We start from the raw sequence: 21,401 nt of genomic DNA, 5'->3' as shown, positions 1-21,401 counted from the left end.
GTAGCCAGCTTCCATGTTGATCCGCCGATTCGCTCCCGTTGCCACGCTGCTCGCTTTGGCGCTCCCCGCTCAGGCGCAAGAGGCGCGCCCGATGGCGGTGATCAGCGTTCCGGAGGTGCGCACGCCCGTCCGTCACCTCGTCACCTTTCAGCCGGGCGTTCCGACGTGCGAGGACGGCGATTTCGGCACTGCAAACATCGAGCAGCCGTTCGAAACCTCCACGCTGGCGCCGTCGGGCGCGCAGGCGATGCCGATCGAGCTGCGCTTCGGAATCGCCGCGAACGGCAGGCCGGTGGACATCCGGGTCGTCGAGCCTGAGGCGCCGCGGGCCGGCCATGTCGTCGTGCCGGCCGACGACGTGGTGCCATCCTTCGCCGCCTGGCAGTTCATCAGTGCCCAGCCGCGCACTTCCTGCCGCATCCGGTTCGAGCCGGTGCTGGTCCCCTATGACGCCGCGCCGCCGGGGCTGATCGCGCGCTACCTCGTCTTGCCGCATCGCGCGCTTCCCGAGGATCGCCGGTTGTTCCAGCGGCTGCACGGCGAGGAAGCGACCTGTCTGGCCGTGGGTGCAGAGCCCCGCACGCGCGCCTACCCGCCGTTCAGCGAATTGAACGAGAGCCCCGGTGGCTGGTCCTATGCGACGATTCGGTTCAGCATCGACGACTCGGGCCACCCCTACGACGTCACCGTGATTGCGTCCGATGCGAGCCCCGAGATGCAGGCGGCGTCGCGCGATGCGGTCGCACGTTCCCGTTTCGCGCCGCGCGCGGCGACGGGCTGCACCTATCCCTATTATCTCGTCGGCGAGGTCCTGCAAGCCCCGCCGCGGCCGGAGCTTGCCGCCTTCGAAGCACCCGAGGCGCGTTGCGAAGGCGGGACCGAATGGGCCCATCTGGGGCAACTCACCTTTCCCCGCGGATTTCAGCGGCGGAAGATCGAGGGTTGGGCGTTGATGCGCTTTGATGTGACCCCCGAAGGGGTGCCGACCAACATCGAGGTCGTCCGCAGCGAGCCGGCGGCGGCATTCGGCGAGCAGGCGGTTCGAGTTGTCCGGCAGGCGCGGCAGGCGCCCCAAGAGGAACCGAAAAGGGGCTGTCTCGATTTTGTGCGCTTCGTCATGCCGGACTCCCACGCGCAGGCGTCCGCCGAAGCGGACTGAAGCTGTCAGCTCTTGAGCCGCATCAGCCCTTCCTGGCTGGCGCTCGCGACGAGCCGACCGTTGCGATCGAAGATGCGGCCGCGATTGAAGCCGCGCGCATGGCCGGCCCACGGACTGTCGCACGAATAGAGCAGCCACTCGTCGAAGCGGAACGGCTCGTGGAGCCACACGGCATGGTCGAGGCTTGCCGATTGCAGCTTGTTCGTCATCCAGGTGACGCCGTGCGGCAGCGTCGCGGTGCCGAGCAGCGTCATGTCGGTCGCATAGGCGAGCGCTGCGCGATGCACCGCCGGATCATCGGGGAGCGGTGCGACCGTTCGGAACCAGCAATGCTGTTCGGGCGGCTGCTTTTCCGGCCTCAGCCAATTGCGCGGGCTGCAGGGGCGCAGCTCGATCGGCCGCGGGCGGAGGAAGAAAGCGCGAAACTTCTCTGGTATCTCGTCGACGAATTCGCGGCGGAGCTCGTCCTCGGAGCGGAGTTTCTCGGGCGGCGGGACGTCCGGCATCTCGTCCTGGTGGTGCAAACCCTCCTCTGCGCGCTGGAACGAGGCGGTCATGTTGAGGATCGGCACGCCGCCCTGCTGCGCGATCACGCGGCGATTGGCGAAGCTGCCGCCGTCGAAGTCCCGAACGACGCGATAGACGATCGGAAGATCCTCGCTGCCCGGCCGCATGAAATAGGCGTGCAGCGAATGGGCGACCTTGCCGTCCACCGAACGCTGCGCGGCCTGCAACGCCTGGCCGATCACCTGGCCGCCGAACACGCGCCCGACCCCGCCGGGTTGGCGGCTGCCTCGATACAGGTCGGTATCGATCGTCTCGACGTCGAGCAGCGTGACGAGCTGCTCGACGAGTTCGTCTGGCGTTGATCCGCGTTCGGTCATTCAGCGATTCCGTTGGCGTGAGCGAAGGAGCGGTCGATCAATATCCCGCCGCTGTCGCCAGTGCATTGGCATGGAAATTCGCATCGCCAAACATTTCCGCGAGCACCCGCGCACGTTTCATGAAGAAGCCGACGTCATATTCGTCGGTCATGCCGATGCCGCCGTGGAGCTGCACGCCCTCCTGTACCGCCAGCGTCGTGGCAAGGCCGGTCATCGCCTTGGCGACATGCACGGCCTCGGCGGCGCGCGGATCGCCTGCGTCGAGCAATTGCTGGGCCTTCAGCACCGCGGCTCGCGCGACTTCCATCTCGGAATAGAGATGGGCGGCGCGATGCTGCAGCGCCTGGAAGCTGCCGATGGTGACTCCGAACTGCTTGCGTTCCTTGAGATAGGCGACGGTGCTGTCCATCGCGCCGCCGCCGACGCCGAGCAGCTCGGCCGATGCGCCGGTGCAGCCCGCGTTCAGCAGCGCCGTGAGCGGGCCCGCGCCCTGATCGACTTCGCCGATCACTGCGTCGGCATCGACCTCGACTCCCTCAAACCGCATGCGCGCGGCGAGGCTGGTGTCGGCCAGCCGCTCGGCTTCGGCCGACAGTCCCGCAGCATCCTTCGGAACCGCGAACAGCGTGATTCCCTGCGCCTCGTCCGGGGCCCCCGCAGTGCGGGCGGCGACGAGGATCAGATCCGCGATATGGCCATGCGTCACGAACTGCTTGGCGCCGCTCAACCTGAAGCCGTTGCCCGAGCGTTCGGCGGTCATGGCGATGCGGCCGTTGTGCTTGGCGGTTTCGTCGATCGCAAGTGCCGCCACCGTGTCCCCCGCGGCGATGCCGGGAAACCACTGGGCCGCGGCCGCCGTGCCCTTCAGCGCCGAAACCGCTGCGACCGAGGTGGCCAGGAACGGCGAAGGCGAAAGATTGCGGCCGATCTCCTCGAGCACCACGCCCGCCTCGACATGGCCGAGCCCGAGGCCGCCGTCGGCTTCCGGGATCAGCATGCCGGTGAAGCCCATTTCGGCGAAGGCCTTCCAATGGTCGCGCGAAAAGCCGGTCGCGTCCTTCGCGTCGCGCAGCGCGCGCAGATGGCTGACCGGCATCTGCTCGGCGACATAGTCGTGCGCGGTGTCGCGGAGCATCGTCTGTTCATCGGTGAGGTAGAGGGGCATGTCGGTTCTCTCGTCATCCGGCATGGGCCGGGATGTGCACGAAAGGCCCCGGCCGCTGCCGGGGCCACGGATGCGTCAGGCGCTGGGCAGGTCGAGGATGCGCTTGGCGATGATGTTGAGCTGGATCTCGCTCGTCCCGCCCTCGATCGAATTGCCCTTGGAGCGCAGCCAGGCGCGCGCCGCCGCGCCGTTGTTCGATCGTTCGCTTTCCCATTCCAGCGCGTCCGATCCGCCGGCGGCGACAATCAGCTCGTTGCGCGCCTTGTTCAGCTCGGTCCCGTAATATTTCATCATGCTGGGCTGGGCGGGATGCGCGCGGCCGGCCTTGAGTTCGTCGATGAACCGCTCGGACATCGCCGCGAAGGCACGGGCGCGCACGTCGAAGGTCGCGATCTGCGCACGCAGCAGCGGATCGGTGAGGCGACCGTCGGCGTCGAGCCCGACGGTGGCGATCGCCATGTCGAGCAGCGGATTACCGCCCGCTCCGCCCAGACCCATGCCCGAGATCATCTCGCGCTCGTGCCCGAGCAGATATTTGGCGACGTCCCAGCCCTTGTTCTCCTCGTAGATGCGATTGGCCTTGGGGACGCGCACATTGTCGAGGAAGGTTTCGCAGAAGGGCGAATAGCCCGAGATCAGCAGGATCGGCTTGGTCGAGACGCCGGGCGTCTCCATGTCGAACAGGACGAAGCTGATCCCGCCCTGCTTGGACTCCTTCGACGTGCGGACGAGGCAGAACATCCAGTCCGCCTTGTCGGCATAGCTGGTCCACACCTTCTGGCCGTTGACGATATAATGGTCGCCATCGTCCTCTGCCCAGGTCTGGAGCCCGGCGAGGTCGGAGCCGGCATTGGGCTCCGAATAGCCCTGGCACCAGCGGATCTCGCCGCGCGCGATCTTCGGCAGATGCTCCTTCTTCTGTTCTTCGGTGCCGTACTTCAGCAGCGCCGGGCCGAGCATCGAAATGCCGAAGCTGTTGAGCGGATTGCGGCAGCCCAGCCGCGCCATCTCTTCCTTCAGGATCTTGGTCTGCGCCGGGGAAAGCCCGCCGCCGCCATATTCGGTCGGCCAGTCGGGCACGGTCCAGCCGCGGGACGCCATCGCGTCCATCCATTCCTTTTGGCCCGGCTTATACTCGGGATTGCGTCCGCCCCAGTTGATGTCCTTGTCCGAACGCACCGGCTCGCGCATCTCGGGCGGGCAGTTCGCCTCCAGCCAGGCGCGGGTTTCCACGCGGAAGGTGTCGAGGTCTTCGGTCATCGCTTCATCCTCTCCAAAAGCGCCCGTTTGTCCCGAGCGAAGTCGAGGGACGTGCCGCAGGCGGCGCGTCAGGGGTCTCGACTTCGCTCGACACGAACCGTTGTGGGCGGCCGCTCAGCAGTAGCGGGAGCGGCCGCTTCCTCTCAGGTTCAGTTGAACCGCTCGCCCTTTTCGGCCTTTTCCTTCAGCAGCGGCGCGACGTCGAAGCCGTGCTTTTCGAGACCCTCGACGATCGTCTTGAGGCCCACGGTGTCCGCCCAGAACATCGGGCCGCCGCGATAGACCGGCCAGCCATAGCCATAGATCCACACAACATCGATGTCGGACGCGCGCTGCGCCTTGCCTTCGGCAAGGATCTTCGCGCCTTCGTTCACCATGGTGTAGAGCGTGCGTTCGATGATCTCCTGGTCGGTGATCTCGTGCTGCTCGGCGCCCGACTTCTTGCGGAAATCCTCGATGATCTCGGCGACGCGCGGGGAAGGCGAGGGCTGGCGCTTCTCGTCATAGTCGTAGAAGCCCGCGCCCTTCTTCTGGCCCCAGCGGTCCTCGGCGCACAGCGCGTCGCGAATGCTTTCGATGCGGCTGGGGTCGCGGTGCCAGCCGATGTCGACGCCGGCGAGGTCGCTCATCTGGAACGGGCCCATCGGCATGCCGAACTCGACATGCACCTTGTCGACCTGGCTCGGCGTGGCGCCTTCCATCAGCAGCTTCTGCGCTTCTAGCTGGCGCGGGATCAGCATGCGGTTGCCGATGAAGCCGTAGCAGACGCCCGCGACGACCGCGACTTTCCGAATCTTCTTCGATAGCGCCATGACGGTCGCCAGCACGTCCTTGTCGGTCTTGTCGCCGCGCACGACCTCGAGCAGTTTCATGACGTTGGCGGGCGAGAAGAAGTGCATGCCGACCACATCGCCCGGCCGGCTGGTCGACGCCGCGATCTCGTTGACGTCGAGATAGCTGGTGTTCGAGGCGAGGATCGCGCCCGGCTTAGCGATGGTGTCGAGCTTGCCGAAGACGTCCTTCTTGACGTCCATCGATTCATAGACCGCTTCGATGATGAGGTCGCAGTCGCCGAGGTCTTCCATCGACAGCGTGGGGGTCAGCAGCCCCATCGCCTGCTCGACCTGATCCTGCGTGATGCGGCCCTTCTTCGCGGTGTTCTCGTAATTCTTGCGCATCGTCGCGACGCCGCGATCGAGCGCGTCCTGCTGCATCTCGACGATAGTGACGGGAATGCCCGCCGACAGGAAGTTCATGCTGATCCCGCCGCCCATCGTGCCGGCACCGATCACGCCGACCTTCTTCACGTCGCGCAGCTGGATGTCGTCGGGCACGTCGTCGATCTTCGACGCCTTGCGCTCGGCGAAGAAGATGTGGCGCTGCGCCGCCGATTGCGTGCCCATCATCAGCTTCATGAAGCCGTTGCGCTCGCGCTGCACGCCTTCGGAATAGGGCTTGGAGATCGTCTCTTCGATCACGTCGATGATCTCGGCGGGGGCATCGAAGCCGCGGAAGCGCTTCGCATTCTTTTCGCGGAACGCCTGGAAGACGCCCGGGTCGGCGGCGACGCTCTTCTCGCTCGCGCGGGGCAGCGGGCGCTTGTCGGCCACGTCGCGTGCGAAGGCTACCGCGTCGGCGACCAGGCTGTCCTCGCCGGCCAGCGCATCGACCAGGCCGGCCTCCTTGGCCTTGCCGGCAGAGATCGGATCGCCCTTGGCGGTCATCTCGAGCGCCAGCTCGACACCGGCCACGCGCGGCAGCCGCTGCGTGCCGCCGGCACCGGGCAGCAGGCCCAGCTTCACTTCGGGCAGGCCGATCTTGGCGGACGGTACCGCGACGCGATAATGGCAGGCCAGCGCCACTTCGCAGCCGCCACCCAGCGCAGTTCCGTGGATCGCCGCCACGACCGGCTTGTCCGACGCTTCGATCATGTCGACGAGGGCGGGCAGCAGCGGTTCGACCGGGGGCTTGGTGAATTCGGTGATGTCGGCGCCCGCGAAGAAGGTGCGCCCCTCGCAGCGGATCACGACCGCCTTGATGCCGTCGTCGCCCTTCGCTTCCTCGAGGCCCGCCTGCAGCCCCTGGCGAACGGCCGCGCCCAGTGCATTGACCGGGGGGTTGTTCGAAATGATGACGAGGACGTCGTCCTGGCGTTCGGTGGTGACTATGGACATTCGATCGTCTCCTGTTCGTCTGCTGGCGCGGCCGCTCAGTTGAGCGCCGCGTAGATCATCGTCTTGAGCTCGCGCCGGATGGGATAGGCCATCGAGGGGCTCAGCTGGGTCATGAACACCATATGGATGTGCTCGACCGGATCGACAAAGAAAGCGGTCGAGAACATGCCGCCCCAATAATATTCGCCGGCCGATCCGGGCATCATCGATCGCGCCACGTCGGTGGTCACGGCGAAGCCGAGGCCGAAACCGGCGCCCCCGTTCGTCGATTCGCTGAACAGCGAGCGCGACATGCTGGCCAGATCGGATTGACCCGGCAGGTGGTTCATCGTCATCAGTTCGAGCGTCTTGCGGCCGATGATCCGCACCCCGTCGAGCGTGCCGCCGTTCTCGCACATCCGGCAGAAGCGATGATAGTCGAGCGCGGTGGAAACCAGGCCGCCGCCGCCCGACCGGAGCTTCGGCGGCTGCGCCCATGCCGAAGATGCGCCGCGGTCATACATCACTCGGCCTTCGCCAGGCTTGAGCGTGTAGCAGTCGGTCAACCGCTCCGCCTTCTCGGGCGGCACATGGAAGCCGGTGTCGGCCATTCCCAGCGGCGCGAAGATGCGCTCCTCGAAGAGCCGGTCGAGGGGCTGACCTGAAACCCGCTCGATCACCGCGCCGAGCACGTCGGTGGAGACCGAGTAATTCCAGGCACTGCCCGGCGAAAACTCCAGCGGAAGCTTGCCGAGCGCCGCGACGAATCCGTCGAGGTCGAGATTGCCGTGCCAGCTCTCGATCCTTCCTTCGCGATAGGCCGCGTCGATGTTGCCGCGATTCTGGAAGCCATAGGTCAGGCCGGACGTGTGGCGCAGCAGGTCGACCATCCGCATCGGCTCTGCGGTCGGGCGTGTGATGAAGGGCACGCCGGCCCCGCCGCCGTCATAGACGCCGAGGCCGCGGAATTCGGGCAGGACGTGGTGCACCGGCGTGTCGAGCGCGACTCGCCCTTCCTCGACCAGCATCATGAAGGCGAGCGACGTGATCGGCTTGGTCATCGAGGCGATACGGAAGATCGAACGCTCGTCGATCGTGTCGCCGCCTTCGCGGGCAGCGCCCTGATGCGAGAAATGGACGATCTGGCCGCGATGCGCGATCAGCAGCTGAGCGTTCGGCAGGCGCCCCGAATCGAGATAGCGTTCGCGGACGAAGGCATCGATCCGCCCCAGCCGCTCCTGGTCGAACCGGTCTTCCATGCCTCTCCCCCCCGTCATGCCTTCTCCATACCCTGAATTCGAACGTTCCAGTTGGCGCCGGCTCGCGAACGCACAACCCCTATTGCCTTGAGTGCGTTTCGAATCAACACTAACCTCGTTTTGGAGCGCCGCTGGCGCCAAACCCGAAATTCAACACCGGCCCGAGCCGGATAGGAGAGAGAGCGCAGTGGCACCCGAACCGATCGTCCCAATCGATGCCGACTGGCCCCGCATGTCGCTCGGCGAGGTCCAGGCCGCGCTGACCGCGCCGGGCCAACGCTTCGAGATGGAGACCATCGACATCCGTGGCGTTCCCACGCGTGTCTGGAAGAACGCGCCGCCCTCGCTGCGGATCCTGGCCCAGCTCGTGCGGGGCCACGGCGATCGGGTGTTCACCGTCTATGAGGACGAGCGCGTCACCTATGAGGCGAATTGGCGCGCCGTAGCCAATCTGGCGAACTGGCTGCACGATCAGGGCGTCCGCAAGGGAGACCGGGTCGCGCTCGCGATGCGCAACCTTCCCGAATGGCCGGCAATCTTCTTCGCCGTGGTCAGCATCGGGGCGGTGGTCGTGCCGCTCAACGCGTGGTGGACCGGCGGCGAGCTGGAATATGGTCTCGCCGATTCCGGTGCGAAGATCGCCTTCCTCGACGGTCAGCGGTACGAGCGGTTGCTGCCGCACTTCGGCGATCTGCCGGCGCTCGAACGAGTCGTCGTCACGCGCGGCCGCGATCCCATCGAGGACTCCCGAGTAAGCCGGCTCGAAGTGCTGATCGGCACGCGTTCCGACTGGGCGAAGCTGCCCGACGTGCCGCTGCCCGACGTCGAGGTTCATCCGGACGACGATGCGACCATTTTCTACACCAGCGGCACGACCGGCAATCCGAAGGGTGCGCTGGGCACTCACCGCAACATCTGCACCAACATCCTGTCGAGCGGCTATACCGCCGCGCGCGCGATGCTCCGGCGCGGCGAGGTGCCACCGGCCGCACCCGAGCCCAAGGTATCGCTGCTGGTCATCCCGCTGTTCCACGTCACCGCGTGCAGCGCGGCGCTGATGGCCGGGATCGTCTCCGGTTCTACGGTCATCTTCATGCGCAAATGGGATCCGGTGAGCGCGATGGAGATCATCCAGCGCGAGAAGGTGCAGTTCACCGGGGGCGTCCCGACGATCGCCTGGCAGCTGCTCGAACATCCCGAGCGCGCCAACTACGATCTCTCCTCGCTCGACACCATCTCCTATGGCGGCGCGCCGTCTGCCCCCGAGCTGGTGAAGCGGATCTATCAGGAATTCGGCGCGCTCCCGGGCAATGGCTGGGGGATGACCGAGACCATGGCCACGGTCACGCAGCACTCGGCCGAGGATTATCTCACCCGCCCGAACAGCTGCGGCCCGGCGGTCGCGGTCGCGGACCTGAAGATCATGGCGCCCGACGGCAGTCGCGAGCTTCCCGTCGGCGAAGTCGGTGAGCTCTGGGCGAAGGGGCCGATGGTCGTGAAGGGCTATTGGAACAAACCCGAAGCGACTGCCGAGACGTTCGTCGACGGCTGGGTCCGGACCGGCGACCTCGCGCGGCTCGACGAAGAAGGCTTCTGCTTCATCGTCGATCGCGCCAAGGACATCATCATCCGGGGAGGCGAGAACATCTACTCGTCCGAAGTCGAGGACGTGCTCTATGCGCACCCGGCGGTCACCGATTGCGCGCTGATCGGCATTCCCCACAAGACGCTGGGGGAAGAGCCGGCCGCGGTGGTGCATCTCGCGCCGGGGATGCAGGCGACAGAGGCGGAGCTCCAGCAATGGGTTCGCGATCGCCTTGCGGCGTTCAAGACGCCGGTGGCGATCCGCTTCGTTAAGGACGTGCTGCCGCGCAATGCCAACGGCAAGATCCTGAAGAAGGACCTGAAGCTGCTTTTTTCGGAAGAAGCGGCTGCCTGATGCCGAGCGCCGCTCCGCCTGCCGGAGCGGACAGCGGGAACCTCCCATGCTGAAGCAACGCGGCGGCGTCAGTCGGCTGGCGCCGCCGGCGGATGTCCCGGTGATGCGCGGCCGCGTTTCGCGCGCACGATCCGGTCGAAACAGGCTCGCACCTGCTCCGGTGCGTGCCGTTGCTCGATGGCGCGCAACCGGAAATGAACATGCGCCAGGCGCTGATAATAGCGCGTGAAGGCAGGATTGATCGCCGCGCCGGCCGCTGCACCGAGCAGCGGCGTGGCTTGCGCGAGCAGTTTCTCCGAAACGACGATGCCCAGCCGTGGCGCGACGATCCGAATGATGTCGACGGCCGCCTTGCCGGTGAGCGCAAGCCGTACCGCTAGCAAACTCGCATCCTGTTCGTCGTCCTCGGGCAAAGGTCCTCCCAGCGCGAACACGGCGACACATTGCCTGCGCACATCGTCGGCGGCGGGATCTTCGCCATATTCGGCCGCGATCTGCTGGATCGACCGCAGGATCAGCGTGATCGTGACCGGCAGGTCGGCGAGCGTCGTCGGCAGGCCGCCGAGACCGCCCAGAGCGCCGGTGGCGGCAGTCGCATAGCGGTGCCAGCGCTCGCCCGTGGCCCAGCGCAGCGGAGCCGTGCCTCGAAGCCTGGCGTCCCGCCGCGGCCGGGTCGCGGCGGCACCCTCCCATGCGATTTGCAGCGCCGTCTCTGCCGCTCCATCGATTCGCGCGCGCCAGTCCTGCGGCAGACGATCAATCGCGCTGCCGACACTTTCGCCGAGTCGATTGACGAGCCGCATGAAGCCGTCGTTCGCACTCAGATAGAGCCGAGCGACTGCATCCAGTTCCTCGAGTTCGGCCGAGTCGAGCCCGCTGCAGCTGTTGCTTGCCCGCGCCTCGTCGAGCGGAGAGGTCATGGCTGGGCGTCCACGATGGCTGCTACGGCGCGGCGCCAGCCGACGAGGCGCGCCTCGCGATCGTCGGACGTCAGCCTCGGTTTGAAATGCTCGACGCTGCCGCGCATCGCCCGCGCGTCCCCCAGATCGGCGAACATGCCGCAGCCGAGCCCCGCCAGCATCGCGGCGCCCAATGCAGTGGTCTCCGCGAAGCGCGGCCGCTCGACCGGAATGTCGAGGACATCGGCCATGTCCTGCGCGATCCAGTCGTTCGTCACCATTCCGCCGTCGATGCGCAGCCGCTCCCAATCCGCACCATCGGCGGCGAATGCGGTCTTGAGATCCTGCGTCTGCAGCGCCTGCGCCTCGAGCGCCGCACGCACGATGTGCGCCCGCGAAGTGGCGAAGCTCAGGCCCGAGATCGCCGCACGCGCCTCCGGCTCCCACCAAGGGGCGCCCAGACCTGAAAGTGCGGGAACGAGATAGGTGCCGCCATTGTCGTCGACCGAGCCCGCGAGCGCCTCGGTCTCCTCCGCGTTTTCGATCAGTCCCAGCGAGTCGCGCAGCCACTGCACCAGGCTCCCGGCGACGAACACGGCGCCCTCCAGCGCATAGACGCGCCGCCCGCCGAGCTGCCACAGCACCGTCGCCAGCAGCCGGTTTTTAGATGCCGGCGGCGTGGCGCCCGCGTTTGCCAGGATGAATGCGCCGGTGCCATAGGTGCCCTTGGCCTCACCCCGTGCGAAGCAGCATTGGCCGATGCTGGCCGCCTGTTGGTCGCCGGCCATGCCGCAGATCGGGATTTCGCCGCCGAACAGCCGCGTCACGCCGAAGCACCCGGCCGAGTCGACGATTTCGGGGAGGCTGCCGCGCGGCGCGCCGAACAGGTCGATCAGCCCGTCGTCCCAGCTCCCCGAGCCAAGCCCCATCAGCAAGGTGCGCGATGCGTTGGTCGCGTCGGTAATGTGGAGCCCGCCGGTCAGCTTCCACACCAGCCAGCTTTCGACCGTTCCGATCGCCAGCCGGTCGCCGGCTTCGGCGAGTTGCGGCCAATGCTCGAGCGCCCAGCCGATCTTGGTGCCGGAGAAATAGGGATCGAGCAGCAGTCCGGTGCGCGCCTGCACCGCGCCTTCCTCCCCGCGCTCCTTGAGCGCGCGGCACATCGCCGCCGTGCGCCGGTCCTGCCAGACGATCGCGGGCGCCAGCGGCTCGCCGGTGGCACGATCCCAGAACACCACTGTCTCGCGCTGATTGGCGATGCCGATCGCCGCGATTCGATCGGCGCCGCCCGCAGCTTCGACCATCGCTTGTGCGCATTCGAGCGAATGCCGCCAGATCTCGTTCGCATCATGCTCGACGAGGCCGGGCCCGGGATACTGCTGTGTCAGCGCGGCCGAGTGACTGCCGCGACAGCTTCCGTCGGGCGCGAACAGCATCGCGCGCGTCGAGGTGGTGCCTTCGTCGATGACCAGCAGCAATTCGCCCATGGCGGCGACGCTAGCCGGGATTACAACCGCTGCAAACCGCGCTAGAGGATGGAACGAACAGGGGACGCGCGTGCACGGGGATCTCGACCAGAAAGCGGAAGAAATGATTGGCGAGGGACCGTCGGCTCCGCCGCCCGCTTCGCGCCCGCCGGATCCGCTTCCCGCGCCCGCAGCGCCTGCCGAGGGCAGCATCGAACTTCGCCGTGATCGGCTGCTCGCGGGGCTCACGCTGATGGCCGGCATCGGCCTGCTGCTCGCCACACCCTTCGCGTTGCGTGCCGGCGCCGAATTCTTCCTTCCGCTCACGGCGGCGCTGGTCGTGGCGATCGCACTCGTCCCACTGCTCGAATGGCTCGAGCATCATAGGATTCCCGGGCCGCTGGCGGCGCTGATGTGCGTGCTGATGTTTCTGATCGCCGCCAATGTCGCGCTGGCGCTGATCGTGGTGCCGGCGTGGCAGTGGCTCCGCCTGCTGCCCGATCGGGTGGGGCAGATCCAGGCAAATCTCGCGCCGGTGATCGAACTCTATTCGACGCTGCAGCGATTCGTCGACGAGACGCTGCGCAAGTTCGCCTCCGGCCCGATCGTTCAGCAGCCGGAGGCTGTCGCGGGGCCTCCGCCGCGGTCGTTGCTCGATCTGTTCACCACATCGGCTCCGCATGCGCTGGTGCAGATGTTCTTCGCCGTGCTGCTGATCTATTTCTTTCTCTCCGGCTGGACCCGGCTGCGGCGCCGCGCGATCACCAGCCGGACGAGCTTCGGCGGCGCGATGGCGACGGCGCGGGTGATTCAGGACGTCGTCGACGACACCTCGGCCTATCTGGGCACGATCACGCTCATCAATCTGACGCTGGGGCTGGTCGTGGCGGGCGCGCTGGCGCTGATCGGAATGCCCACGCCGCTGATGTGGGGCGGCATCACGGCGCTGCTCAACTATATTCCCTATTTCGGTCCCGTGCTGGCGGCGCTGCTGCTCGCCGTGGGCGGGCTGATGACCTTTTCCGACATGTGGCTGGCGCTGCTGCCGGCTGTGATCGTGATCGGCGCGCATCTGATCGAGGCGAATCTCATCACTCCGCTCGTGGTGGGGCATCGTCTCACGATCAGTCCGATCATGATTCTCATCTCGCTCAGCTTCTGGGGCTGGGTGTGGGGAACGCCCGGCGCGCTTCTCGCGGTGCCGCTCCTCATCATCATCCAGACCGTGCTCGATGCCTCGGGGAAGCCGGATATCGCCGGTTTCCTGTTCGAACACGGCACGCTGGTGGCGGATCGGAAGGCAGCGCGCAGCCGGCCGCCGGGAGGCGACGACCAATCGGGTTGACAGCCCTCCGGACGTCCCCTAACAGCCGCGCTCTCGCAAGAACGCGGGTGTAGCTCAGTTGGTTAGAGCGCCGGCCTGTCACGCCGGAGGTCGCGGGTTCGAGCCCCGTCACTCGCGCCATTTTCGGCGAATGTTCCCTCCTATTTTTTGCTGTTCTCGCAGGACCTGTCGCGTGCTCGCGCGTTCTGGTCGCAGCGTTGCGATTCTCGCGGCGCCGTGTATCGGAGTAGGAGGTTTTCCATGGATGTGGACACCCGCGAAACCAACCGCATCATCGCGTCCGACAAGGTAGAGGGCACCGCCGTCTACAATCCCGAAGGCGACCGGCTCGGCACGGTCGAGCGCTTCATGGTCGACAAGAAATCGGGACAGGCGGAATATGCCGTGATGTCGTTCGGCGGCCTGTTCGGAATCGGCGACCGGCATTACCCGTTGCCGTGGCAGGCGCTCACCTATGACACCGACAAGAACGGCTATGTCGTGAACGTCACCAAGGAGCAGCTTGAAGGCGCCCCGAACTACGAGCGCGGCGGCGACGAGCCGACCTACGATCGCGACTATGGCGAGCGCGTCTACACCTATTACGGCTATACCTATCTGTAATCTGTAAGGCGCCTGTGGCCGGGGGCATGCGCCTCCGGCCCGCGCTTCACCGCCGGAAGCGGCCGGTCTCCATCCAGCGCAGGACAGGCGCTGCCGGGAAGATCCAGGCGATCCCCAGCACCACATAGAGCAGCATCTGCAGCGGCCACGGCAGCGCGCCGATCTCCGCCGAGAAGCTCGCCACGATCACGACCCACGCGAAGATGAGCAGCAGCACTGCGAGCATTCCCACGGGCTTGCGCCAGTTCGGTTCGACTTCCGTGCTCATGCTATCGAATTCCTGCCGAAGAGACCCCGCTCGGTGATGACCGCATGGAGCGGCATGTCCCACGCTTCTCGCGGGACGTCGGGTAGTTGCTGGATCGACCAGGCGATTCCAATGCGCAGCGCGCGGTCGAACCGGGCGAAGGCGCGGTCGTAGAATCCGCCGCCCTGTCCCAGCCGGTGCAGCGCATCGTCGAAACCGAGGAGCGGCGCAAGGATGATGTCCGGAACGCATTCCTCGGCCGTACTCGCCGGTTGCTCGATTCCGAACGCATTGGGCTCGAGCGGATCGCCCGGCGCCCAGGCGAGAAACCGCATCGGCTCGGCCAGTGAGTCGACATGGGGAAGGGCCAGGCTGGCACCGAGCGCGCGGGCATGCTCCGCGATCTTCCGTGGCTCGGCTTCGAAGCGGGTCGGCAGGTAGCTCGCGACGATCGTAGCCGGAGCGACGTGCCGTTCGAGCAGCTCGGGAAATTCGATCGGCGGCACTCCGCCCGCAAGCACGAAATCGCGTCGCAGCGCGCGCAGTCGCTTGCGCATCGCGTGTTTGGCGTCGCGTGGTGTCACGGGTGGCGGGACCACCCTGGCCGGTTGCTTGAATATCCTCTGACGCCAGTAACGTCAGGTGGGCGCCGTGTACGTCGGACCAGGATCCGGGCAGGGACAGCTCCCATGGATGGTTCTATCGCCTCAGGGATAATCGCTAAAGCTCGCACCGGGCAGTACCCGCCGTACCCAATCTAGGATGCCGGGGCGTCCTCCTCAAGTGCCGCGGCAACGGCTTCGAGCCGATCGGCGACGCGGTCGAGCAGCACCGGCGAAACGCCCCCGGGCGGATTGCGCTCGGCCTCGTCGATCAGGTCGGCGAGAATGAGCGCGAGATAGAGCAGGGTCCGTTCGCCGCTGAGTCCTCCGGAGGCGCGCTGCGCGGTCGGCGCGTGGCGGGCGAGCACTTCCTCCAGCTGTCGCAGATGGGGTTCCTCGCCGTCCCGGCAGGAGACGGTGTAGCTGCGACCGGCGATGCTGACCTGGACTTCGGCCATCAGTCGGCTTCGCCGCCGCTGGTGCCGTTCTCGCGCGCGATCAGCGCGTCGAGCGACGCGATCGCTTCCTCGATCCGGCTGCGGAGCGCATCGTGGCGTCGCGCCAGCCGCTCCGCTGCGAAGGCGCGGCTCGCCGCGGCGGCTTCGATCCGCGCGACCGCGCGTTCGATGCGATCGACCGCGGGGGAGACTTGGGAGGGAGAGGGCGGTTCCGCCATCGGGTCGCGATAGCATGGCGATAGCGCGCGGCAAGCCCCCTCGCGTCCAATGGACCTCCCCGCCGGTTGACGGGCGCGCGCGCGGGTTCCAAAGGCCTGTTCCGATCCGTTAAACGGCAGTCGCCCGGAGGCCTCCGGTGGGTGCCAGACCGCTTCAAGGGAGTTCGATGACCGTTTCCTTCGCCGACCGAGCCAACGCGATTCGCGCGCTTGCGATGGACGCCGTCGAGGCAGCGAACTCGGGGCACCCCGGGATGCCGATGGGCATGGCGGACGTCGCCACGGTCCTCTTCGAGCGGTTCCTGAAGTTCGATCCCGCAGACCCGCATTGGGCCGACCGTGACCGGTTCGTCCTGTCGGCGGGGCATGGCTCGATGCTGCTCTACGCGTTGCTGTATCTCTCCGGCTATGCGCGACCGACTCTCGACGACATTCGCAACTTCCGTCAGGTCGGCAGCCCCTGCGCCGGGCATCCCGAAAATTTCGAGCTTGCCGGTGTCGAGTGCACGACGGGGCCGCTGGGGCAGGGCGTTGCCATGGCCGTCGGCATGGCGATCGCCGAGCGGCATCTGAACGCAGCGTTCGGCGACGCGCTCGTCGATCACCGCACTTGGGTGATCGCCGGCGACGGCTGCCTGATGGAAGGCATCAATCATGAGGCGATCGGGCTGGCCGGCCATTTGAAGCTCGGCCGGCTGATCGTGCTGTGGGACGACAACAACATCACGATCGACGGGCCGACGCACCTGTCGACCAGCGAGGACATTCCCGCCCGCTATGCCGCCACCGGCTGGCATGTCGTCGAATGCGACGGGCATGACGAAGCCAGCATCGCCAGCGCACTCGAAGCCGCACGCGCCGACGATCGGCCATCGCTCGTTCGCTGCCGCACGGTGATCGGCAAGGGCGCGCCGACCAAGGCGGGCACGTCGGGCTCGCATGGTTCGCCGCTCGGCGCCGAGGAGATCGCCTGCGCCCGCGAGGCTCTGGGGTGGCCTTATCCCGCGTTCGAGATCCCCGATCGGGTTCGCGAGGCCTGGCTGGCAACAGGCCAGCGCGCTGCCGAACCGCATGCCGGGTGGAAGGAGCGGCTCGCGACTCATTCGGATCGTGCCGAATTCGCGCGCCGGATGGCAGGCGACCTGCCGGCCGATTTCAGCCTGGACGATTATGTCGCCGGGCTGCTCGCCGAGCCGAAGAAGGTCGCCACACGAAAGGCTTCCGAAATGGCGCTCGAAGCGATCAACGCCGGGGTGCCCGAGACAATCGGCGGTTCTGCGGACCTCACCGGATCGAACAACACCAAGACCAAGGCGCTGCAGCCACTGACCGCCGAGGATTATTCCGGCCGTTATCTCTATTATGGCATTCGCGAGTTCGGCATGGCCGCCGCGATGAACGGCATGGCGCTGCACGGCGGCGTCATTCCCTATGGCGGCACTTTCCTCGTCTTCTCCGATTACGCGCGGCCCGCGATTCGGCTTTCGGCGCTCCAGCATGCGCGTGTCGCCTATGTGATGACGCATGATTCGATCGGGCTCGGCGAAGACGGTCCGACGCACCAGCCGATCGAACATCTGATGAGCTTGCGCCTCATCCCCAATCTCGATGTCTACCGTCCGTGCGACACGGTGGAGACCGCCGAGTGCTGGGCGCTGGCGCTCGAGCGCAAGGACGGGCCCTCGCTGCTCGCGCTGTCGCGGCAGAACCTGCCCCAGCTTCGCACCGAGGCGGCGGAGAACCGCTGCGCCCGGGGCGCCTATCGGCTGCGCTCGGCTGAAACCGGGCGACAGGTGGTGCTGATCGCCTCGGGTTCCGAGGTCGAAACGGCGGTGCAGGCGCGCGACATGCTCGAAGCCCAAGGCATCGGTGCCGATGTCGTCTCGATGCCCTGCTGGGAGCGATTCGACGCGCAGCCGCAGAGCTACCGCGACGATGTCCTGCCGCCCGGCGTCCTGCGGGTTTCGATCGAAGCGGGAACGACAATGGGCTGGGAGCGCTACACCGGGAGCGAGGGGCTGCGGTTCGGGCTCGACCGCTTCGGTGCCTCCGGGCCCGCGCTGCGGCTCTTTGAACATTTCGGCCTAACGGCCGCGGCGATCGTGCCGCAGATCCTCGAACGACTCAAAGCCTAGGAGACAGGGACGATGACGAAGGTTGCAATCAACGGGTTCGGGCGGATCGGGCGCCTGGTGGCGCGTGCGATCCTGGAGCGCCCCGATTGCGGGCTGGAGCTCGTCACGATCAACGATCTCGCCGATGCCAAGTCCAATGCGTGGCTGTTCTCGCGCGACAGCGTTCACGGGAAATATCCGGGTGAGGTGAGTGCCGAAGGCAACGACCTCGTGATCGACGGCAAGCGCATCACGGTGACCGCCGAGCGCGATCCCGCGAACCTGCCGCACGGCAAGAACGGCGTCGATCTGGTGCTCGAATGCACGGGCTTCTTCACCAAGCGCGCCGATGCGCAGAAGCATATCGACGCCGGTGCGAAGAAGGTTCTGATCTCGGCGCCGGGCAAGGAAGTCGATCTCACCGTCGTCTATGGCGTCAATCACGACAAGCTGACCGCGGAGCACAAGATCGTTTCGAACGCATCGTGCACCACCAACTGCCTGGCGCCCGTCGCCAAGGTGCTGAACGATGCGATCGGCATCGAGCGCGGTCTGATGACGACGATCCACGCCTATACGAACGATCAGAAGATCCTCGATCAGATCCACGACGACCTGCGCCGCGCACGTGCCGCCGCGATGTCGATGATCCCGACCACCACCGGCGCGGCGCGCGCGGTGGGCGAGGTTCTGCCCGAGCTGAAGGGCAAGCTCGACGGATCGGCCGTTCGCGTGCCCGTTCCCGATGGTAGCCTGGTCGACCTCACTTTCACGCCGAAGCGCGACACGACCAAGGAAGAAGTCAACAAGCTGCTGAAGGAAGCGGCGGAGAGCGGGCCTCTGAAGGGCGTGCTGCACTATACCGACGAGCCGCTCGTCTCGATCGATATCGTCCACACGCCGTACAGCTCGACGGTCGACAGCCTCGAAACCGCAGTGATCGACGGCAAGCTCGTTCGCGTCGTCAGCTGGTACGACAATGAATGGGGCTTCTCGAACCGCATGGTCGACACCGCCGCCGCGATGGCCAAGCTGGGCTGACGGAAGGCCGCAGCGTGTCCCAGCTCGCCGGCATCGCCCGCCACGATCGTCCCCGCGGTCCGATCGAACTGATCGAGTCGGTCGAGGTGACGGTCGACGGCGGGCTTGATGGCGATTTTCGCGGAGTCGTTCGCCCGGGCGGCAAGGGGCGACGCCAGGTCTCGCTGATCGAGGCCGGCGACTGGGACAAGGCGATGGCGGAAACCGGCCATTCGCTGCCGTGGTGGCATCGCCGCGCCAATCTGCTGGTTGCGGATTTCGATTTGCCGCAGGGCGGAGGCACGCGTCTGCGCCTCGGCGCGGACGTCGTGCTCGAAGTCACCCAGGAATGCGATCCTTGCAGCCGGATGGAGGAAATCGTCCCCGGGCTGCAGGCGGCGCTGACCCCCGACTGGCGCGGCGGCGCGCTGGCGAAGGTGATCGTCGGCGGCACGATCCGCATCGGCGACTCAATCAGGATCGAAGAATGACCCGCAGTTTCAAAACACTCGACAACATGGGAGATATCGCGGGCAAGCGCGTGCTGGTGCGCGAGGATCTGAACGTCCCGATGGCGGACGGCGAGGTCACCGACGACACGCGCCTGCGCGCCACGGTTCCCACCGTGACCGAACTGGCCGATCGCGGTGCGATCGTCGTTCTGCTCGCGCATTTCGGTCGGCCAAAGGGCGTGCGGCAGCCGGAACTGTCGCTCGCGCTGCTCACGCGGCCCTATACGGTGCTGCTCGGCCGAGAGGTTCGGTTCATCGACGATCAGGGCGCGGCGGACGTGATCGCAACGATGGAACCGGGGCAGATCGGCATACTCGAGAATACGCGCTTCGATCCGGGCGAGGAGAAGAATGCGACCCAGACGGTCGAGCGGCTCGCAGCGCTCGGCGACCTGTATGTCAACGACGCCTTTTCGGCTGCGCATCGCGCCCATGCGTCGACCGAGGGGCTGGCGCATGTGCTTCCCGCCTTCGCCGGACGGCAGATGGAAGCCGAGCTGGATGCGCTCGACAAGGCGCTCGGCAATCCCGAGCATCCGGTCGCGGCCGTGGTCGGCGGGGCCAAGGTCTCGACCAAGCTGGACGTGCTCGAGCATCTCGTCGTCAAGGTCGATCACCTCATCATCGGCGGCGGGATGGCGAACACATTCCTCGCCGCGCGGGGCGTGGATGTCGGCAAGTCGCTGTGCGAACATGACCTGACCGGGACCGCCGAAGCGATCCTCGATGCCGCGGACAAGGCGGGATGCACGGTGCACCTGCCCTATGACGTGGTGGTCGCGAAGGAATTCGCCGCCAACCCGCAATCGCTGCGCACCTGCAACGTGCACGAGGTGGCCGCGGACGAGATGATCCTCGACGTCGGCCCGGCCGCGACCGAGGCGCTGGCGGACGTGCTGAAGACGTGCCGCACGCTCGTGTGGAACGGGCCGCTCGGCGCGTTCGAGACGCCGCCGTTCGACGCCGCGACCGTGGCCCTGGCCAAGACCGCAGCGGCACTGACCAAGGAAGGGACGCTCGTCTCGGTGGCCGGCGGAGGCGACACGGTGGCGGCGCTCAACCAGGCCGGCGTGGCGGACGATTTCAGCTTCGTGTCGACTGCCGGCGGTGCCTTCCTCGAATGGATGGAAGGCAAGGAACTGCCCGGCGTCGCGGCGCTCACGCGCTGAAGCGCAGCATTCAATACGGAACAGGCGAGGAACCGATGAACTACGACGCAATGAAACAGAAGATCGCAAAGGGCGACGGCTTTATCGCGGCGCTCGACCAGAGCGGCGGCTCGACCCCGAAGGCGCTGCGCGGCTATGGGATCGAGGAAAGCGAATATTCCGGCGACGACGAGATGTTCGCGTTGATCCACAAGATGCGCAGCCGCATCATCAGCTCGCCCGCCTTTACCGGTGACAAGGTGATCGGTGCGATCCTGTTCGAGAAGACGATGGACGGAAGCGTCGAGGGCAAGCCGACGCCGTCCGCGCTGATCGACAAGGGCATCGTTCCCTTCATCAAGATCGACAAGGGCCTCGAAGCCGAAGCCAACGGCGTCCAGATGATGAAGCCGATGCCCGAGCTGGATGCGCTGCTCGCCCGCGCCAAGGGGCTGGGCGTGTTCGGCACCAAGGAGCGGTCGGTGGTTAACCTCGCCAATGCCGAGGGGATCGCCGCGATCGTGAAGCAGCAGTTCGAAGTGGGCCGTCAGGTGCTCGCCGCCGGTCTGATGCCGATCCTGGAGCCCGAAGTGAGCATCAAGAGCCCCGAACGCGCCGAGGCCGACGCAATTCTGCGTGACGAGATTATGAAGAATCTCGATTCGATGCCGGGCGACGATCAGGTGATGCTCAAGCTGTCGCTGCCCGCGAACGCGGGTCTGTATGATCCGCTCGTCGATCATCCGCGCGTGCTGCGCGTGGTGGCGTTGTCGGGCGGCTACAGCCGGTCCGAGGCATGCGCCGAACTGGCGAAGAATCGCGGCATGATCGCGAGCTTCAGCCGCGCTCTGCTCGAGGAGCTTCGCGCGCAGATGAGCGATGCCGAGTTCGACAAGGCGCTCGGCGAGGCGATCGACGAGATCTACACCGCGTCGACCCAAAAGGTCTGA

At 66.6% G+C, this 21,401-nt stretch carries 20 protein-coding genes and 1 tRNA gene; 10 read left to right on the top strand and 11 right to left on the bottom strand.

Annotated elements, in window-relative coordinates:
- Nucleotides 1-13 precede the first annotated feature (13 nt).
- On the top strand, nucleotides 14-1,159 hold the full coding sequence (locus ACQ450_RS03205; protein ID WP_431470478.1) for a TonB family protein: 1,146 nt from the start codon (nucleotides 14-16) through the stop codon (nucleotides 1,157-1,159).
- Nucleotides 1,160-1,164: 5 nt separating this feature from the next.
- Here ACQ450_RS03205 and ACQ450_RS03200 read toward each other — a convergent pair whose 3' ends face one another.
- The 5 genes from ACQ450_RS03200 to ACQ450_RS03180 form a co-directional block, all read right to left on the bottom strand.
- Nucleotides 1,165-2,043 (bottom strand): acyl-CoA thioesterase, encoded by an 879-nt coding sequence (locus ACQ450_RS03200; RefSeq protein WP_431470477.1) that lies wholly within the window; start codon nucleotides 2,041-2,043, stop codon nucleotides 1,165-1,167.
- Between the two features lie 37 nt (nucleotides 2,044-2,080).
- Nucleotides 2,081-3,208 carry an acyl-CoA dehydrogenase family protein gene (locus ACQ450_RS03195; protein WP_431470476.1) on the bottom strand — a complete coding sequence of 376 codons (1,128 nt, stop codon included), beginning with the start codon at nucleotides 3,206-3,208 and terminating at the stop codon, nucleotides 2,081-2,083.
- Between the two features lie 75 nt (nucleotides 3,209-3,283).
- A complete protein-coding gene (locus ACQ450_RS03190; protein WP_431470475.1) occupies nucleotides 3,284-4,468 on the bottom strand; it encodes an acyl-CoA dehydrogenase family protein in 1,185 nt (394 codons plus the stop codon).
- Nucleotides 4,469-4,617: 149 nt separating this feature from the next.
- The gene (locus ACQ450_RS03185) at nucleotides 4,618-6,642 is read right to left on the bottom strand and encodes a 3-hydroxyacyl-CoA dehydrogenase NAD-binding domain-containing protein (RefSeq protein ID WP_431470474.1); all 2,025 of its coding nucleotides are present in this window, start codon (nucleotides 6,640-6,642) and stop codon (nucleotides 4,618-4,620) included.
- A gap of 35 nt (nucleotides 6,643-6,677) precedes the next feature.
- Entirely contained in the window at nucleotides 6,678-7,898 is a 1,221-nt protein-coding gene (locus ACQ450_RS03180) for a serine hydrolase domain-containing protein (protein WP_431470473.1), read from the bottom strand.
- A gap of 214 nt (nucleotides 7,899-8,112) precedes the next feature.
- Between ACQ450_RS03180 and ACQ450_RS03175 the strand changes: the two genes are divergently transcribed.
- The gene (locus tag ACQ450_RS03175; protein WP_188056308.1) at nucleotides 8,113-9,819 is read left to right on the top strand and encodes a class I adenylate-forming enzyme family protein; all 1,707 of its coding nucleotides are present in this window, start codon (nucleotides 8,113-8,115) and stop codon (nucleotides 9,817-9,819) included.
- Nucleotides 9,820-9,887: 68 nt separating this feature from the next.
- Here the strand turns inward: ACQ450_RS03175 and ACQ450_RS03170 are convergent, their stop codons facing one another.
- Both ACQ450_RS03170 and ACQ450_RS03165 read right to left on the bottom strand, forming a co-directional pair.
- A complete protein-coding gene (locus ACQ450_RS03170; RefSeq protein WP_431470472.1) occupies nucleotides 9,888-10,739 on the bottom strand; it encodes an EcsC family protein in 852 nt (283 codons plus the stop codon).
- Nucleotides 10,736-12,205 carry an FGGY family carbohydrate kinase gene (locus ACQ450_RS03165; protein ID WP_431470471.1) on the bottom strand — a complete coding sequence of 490 codons (1,470 nt, stop codon included), beginning with the start codon at nucleotides 12,203-12,205 and terminating at the stop codon, nucleotides 10,736-10,738. Before ACQ450_RS03165 ends, ACQ450_RS03170 begins: the two co-directional genes overlap by 4 nt.
- Before the next feature lie 103 nt (nucleotides 12,206-12,308).
- On the opposite strand from ACQ450_RS03165, the gene ACQ450_RS03160 reads away from it, so the two are divergent.
- The 3 genes from ACQ450_RS03160 (at nucleotide 12,309) to ACQ450_RS03150 (ending at nucleotide 14,132) form a co-directional block, all read left to right on the top strand.
- Nucleotides 12,309-13,529: an AI-2E family transporter gene (locus ACQ450_RS03160; RefSeq protein ID WP_188056307.1), complete on the top strand. Its 1,221-nt coding sequence runs from the start codon at nucleotides 12,309-12,311 to the stop codon at nucleotides 13,527-13,529.
- A 43-nt stretch (nucleotides 13,530-13,572) separates the two neighbouring features.
- A tRNA-Asp gene (locus ACQ450_RS03155) sits at nucleotides 13,573-13,649 on the top strand.
- A 120-nt stretch (nucleotides 13,650-13,769) separates the two neighbouring features.
- A complete protein-coding gene (locus ACQ450_RS03150) occupies nucleotides 13,770-14,132 on the top strand; it encodes a PRC-barrel domain-containing protein (RefSeq protein ID WP_431470470.1) in 363 nt (120 codons plus the stop codon).
- A gap of 46 nt (nucleotides 14,133-14,178) precedes the next feature.
- Here the strand turns inward: ACQ450_RS03150 and ACQ450_RS03145 are convergent, their stop codons facing one another.
- From ACQ450_RS03145 to ACQ450_RS03130, 4 genes are all read right to left on the bottom strand, one after another.
- Entirely contained in the window at nucleotides 14,179-14,400 is a 222-nt protein-coding gene (locus ACQ450_RS03145; RefSeq protein ID WP_431470469.1) for a DUF2842 domain-containing protein, read from the bottom strand.
- Nucleotides 14,397-14,936 (bottom strand): 5-formyltetrahydrofolate cyclo-ligase, encoded by a 540-nt coding sequence (locus tag ACQ450_RS03140; RefSeq protein WP_431470468.1) that lies wholly within the window; start codon nucleotides 14,934-14,936, stop codon nucleotides 14,397-14,399. The genes ACQ450_RS03145 and ACQ450_RS03140 overlap by 4 nt, the downstream gene beginning before the upstream one ends.
- A gap of 200 nt (nucleotides 14,937-15,136) precedes the next feature.
- A complete protein-coding gene (locus tag ACQ450_RS03135; protein ID WP_188055075.1) occupies nucleotides 15,137-15,439 on the bottom strand; it encodes a cell division protein ZapA in 303 nt (100 codons plus the stop codon).
- Nucleotides 15,439-15,657, bottom strand: a complete 219-nt coding sequence (locus ACQ450_RS03130; RefSeq protein ID WP_188055074.1) for a hypothetical protein — start codon at nucleotides 15,655-15,657, stop codon at nucleotides 15,439-15,441. The genes ACQ450_RS03135 and ACQ450_RS03130 overlap by 1 nt, the downstream gene beginning before the upstream one ends.
- Before the next feature lie 167 nt (nucleotides 15,658-15,824).
- On the opposite strand from ACQ450_RS03130, the gene tkt reads away from it, so the two are divergent.
- Genes tkt through ACQ450_RS03105 form a run of 5 tightly spaced genes read left to right on the top strand, consistent with a single transcriptional unit; the run spans nucleotide 15,825 to nucleotide 21,401 of the window.
- Nucleotides 15,825-17,792: a transketolase gene (gene tkt / locus ACQ450_RS03125; RefSeq protein ID WP_431470467.1), complete on the top strand. Its 1,968-nt coding sequence runs from the start codon at nucleotides 15,825-15,827 to the stop codon at nucleotides 17,790-17,792.
- A gap of 12 nt (nucleotides 17,793-17,804) precedes the next feature.
- Nucleotides 17,805-18,812 carry a type I glyceraldehyde-3-phosphate dehydrogenase gene (gene gap / locus ACQ450_RS03120; protein ID WP_188055072.1) on the top strand — a complete coding sequence of 336 codons (1,008 nt, stop codon included), beginning with the start codon at nucleotides 17,805-17,807 and terminating at the stop codon, nucleotides 18,810-18,812.
- Nucleotides 18,813-18,826: 14 nt separating this feature from the next.
- A complete protein-coding gene (locus ACQ450_RS03115) occupies nucleotides 18,827-19,282 on the top strand; it encodes an MOSC domain-containing protein (RefSeq protein ID WP_431470466.1) in 456 nt (151 codons plus the stop codon).
- The gene (locus ACQ450_RS03110) at nucleotides 19,279-20,472 is read left to right on the top strand and encodes a phosphoglycerate kinase (RefSeq protein ID WP_431470465.1); all 1,194 of its coding nucleotides are present in this window, start codon (nucleotides 19,279-19,281) and stop codon (nucleotides 20,470-20,472) included. The genes ACQ450_RS03115 and ACQ450_RS03110 overlap by 4 nt, the downstream gene beginning before the upstream one ends.
- A gap of 35 nt (nucleotides 20,473-20,507) precedes the next feature.
- On the top strand, nucleotides 20,508-21,401 hold the full coding sequence (locus tag ACQ450_RS03105) for a fructose bisphosphate aldolase (RefSeq protein ID WP_431470464.1): 894 nt from the start codon (nucleotides 20,508-20,510) through the stop codon (nucleotides 21,399-21,401).

This window comes from Sphingosinithalassobacter sp. LHW66-3 (assembly GCF_050703275.1).
Classification (GTDB): domain Bacteria; phylum Pseudomonadota; class Alphaproteobacteria; order Sphingomonadales; family Sphingomonadaceae; genus Sphingomonas.
The sequence above is the reverse complement of the archived record's forward strand: the minus strand, read 5'-3'. Positions and strand labels throughout refer to the sequence as shown.

What these genes read in the sequence shown, in the direction of transcription:
- ACQ450_RS03205 (WP_431470478.1), top strand. Translation starts at nt 14, where the DNA reads ATGTTGATCCGCCGATTCGCTCCCGTTGCCACGCTGCTCGCTTTGGCG.
- ACQ450_RS03200 (WP_431470477.1), bottom strand. Translation starts at nt 2,043, where the DNA reads ATGACCGAACGCGGATCAACGCCAGACGAACTCGTCGAGCAGCTCGTC.
- ACQ450_RS03195 (WP_431470476.1), bottom strand. Translation starts at nt 3,208, where the DNA reads ATGCCCCTCTACCTCACCGATGAACAGACGATGCTCCGCGACACCGCG.
- ACQ450_RS03190 (WP_431470475.1), bottom strand. Translation starts at nt 4,468, where the DNA reads ATGACCGAAGACCTCGACACCTTCCGCGTGGAAACCCGCGCCTGGCTG.
- ACQ450_RS03185 (WP_431470474.1), bottom strand. Translation starts at nt 6,642, where the DNA reads ATGTCCATAGTCACCACCGAACGCCAGGACGACGTCCTCGTCATCATT.
- ACQ450_RS03180 (WP_431470473.1), bottom strand. Translation starts at nt 7,898, where the DNA reads ATGACGGGGGGGAGAGGCATGGAAGACCGGTTCGACCAGGAGCGGCTG.
- ACQ450_RS03175 (WP_188056308.1), top strand. Translation starts at nt 8,113, where the DNA reads ATGTCGCTCGGCGAGGTCCAGGCCGCGCTGACCGCGCCGGGCCAACGC.
- ACQ450_RS03170 (WP_431470472.1), bottom strand. Translation starts at nt 10,739, where the DNA reads ATGACCTCTCCGCTCGACGAGGCGCGGGCAAGCAACAGCTGCAGCGGG.
- ACQ450_RS03165 (WP_431470471.1), bottom strand. Translation starts at nt 12,205, where the DNA reads ATGGGCGAATTGCTGCTGGTCATCGACGAAGGCACCACCTCGACGCGC.
- ACQ450_RS03160 (WP_188056307.1), top strand. Translation starts at nt 12,309, where the DNA reads ATGATTGGCGAGGGACCGTCGGCTCCGCCGCCCGCTTCGCGCCCGCCG.
- ACQ450_RS03150 (WP_431470470.1), top strand. Translation starts at nt 13,770, where the DNA reads ATGGATGTGGACACCCGCGAAACCAACCGCATCATCGCGTCCGACAAG.
- ACQ450_RS03145 (WP_431470469.1), bottom strand. Translation starts at nt 14,400, where the DNA reads ATGAGCACGGAAGTCGAACCGAACTGGCGCAAGCCCGTGGGAATGCTC.
- ACQ450_RS03140 (WP_431470468.1), bottom strand. Translation starts at nt 14,936, where the DNA reads ATGCGCAAGCGACTGCGCGCGCTGCGACGCGATTTCGTGCTTGCGGGC.
- ACQ450_RS03135 (WP_188055075.1), bottom strand. Translation starts at nt 15,439, where the DNA reads ATGGCCGAAGTCCAGGTCAGCATCGCCGGTCGCAGCTACACCGTCTCC.
- ACQ450_RS03130 (WP_188055074.1), bottom strand. Translation starts at nt 15,657, where the DNA reads ATGGCGGAACCGCCCTCTCCCTCCCAAGTCTCCCCCGCGGTCGATCGC.
- tkt (WP_431470467.1), top strand. Translation starts at nt 15,825, where the DNA reads ATGACCGTTTCCTTCGCCGACCGAGCCAACGCGATTCGCGCGCTTGCG.
- gap (WP_188055072.1), top strand. Translation starts at nt 17,805, where the DNA reads ATGACGAAGGTTGCAATCAACGGGTTCGGGCGGATCGGGCGCCTGGTG.
- ACQ450_RS03110 (WP_431470465.1), top strand. Translation starts at nt 19,279, where the DNA reads ATGACCCGCAGTTTCAAAACACTCGACAACATGGGAGATATCGCGGGC.
- ACQ450_RS03105 (WP_431470464.1), top strand. Translation starts at nt 20,508, where the DNA reads ATGAACTACGACGCAATGAAACAGAAGATCGCAAAGGGCGACGGCTTT.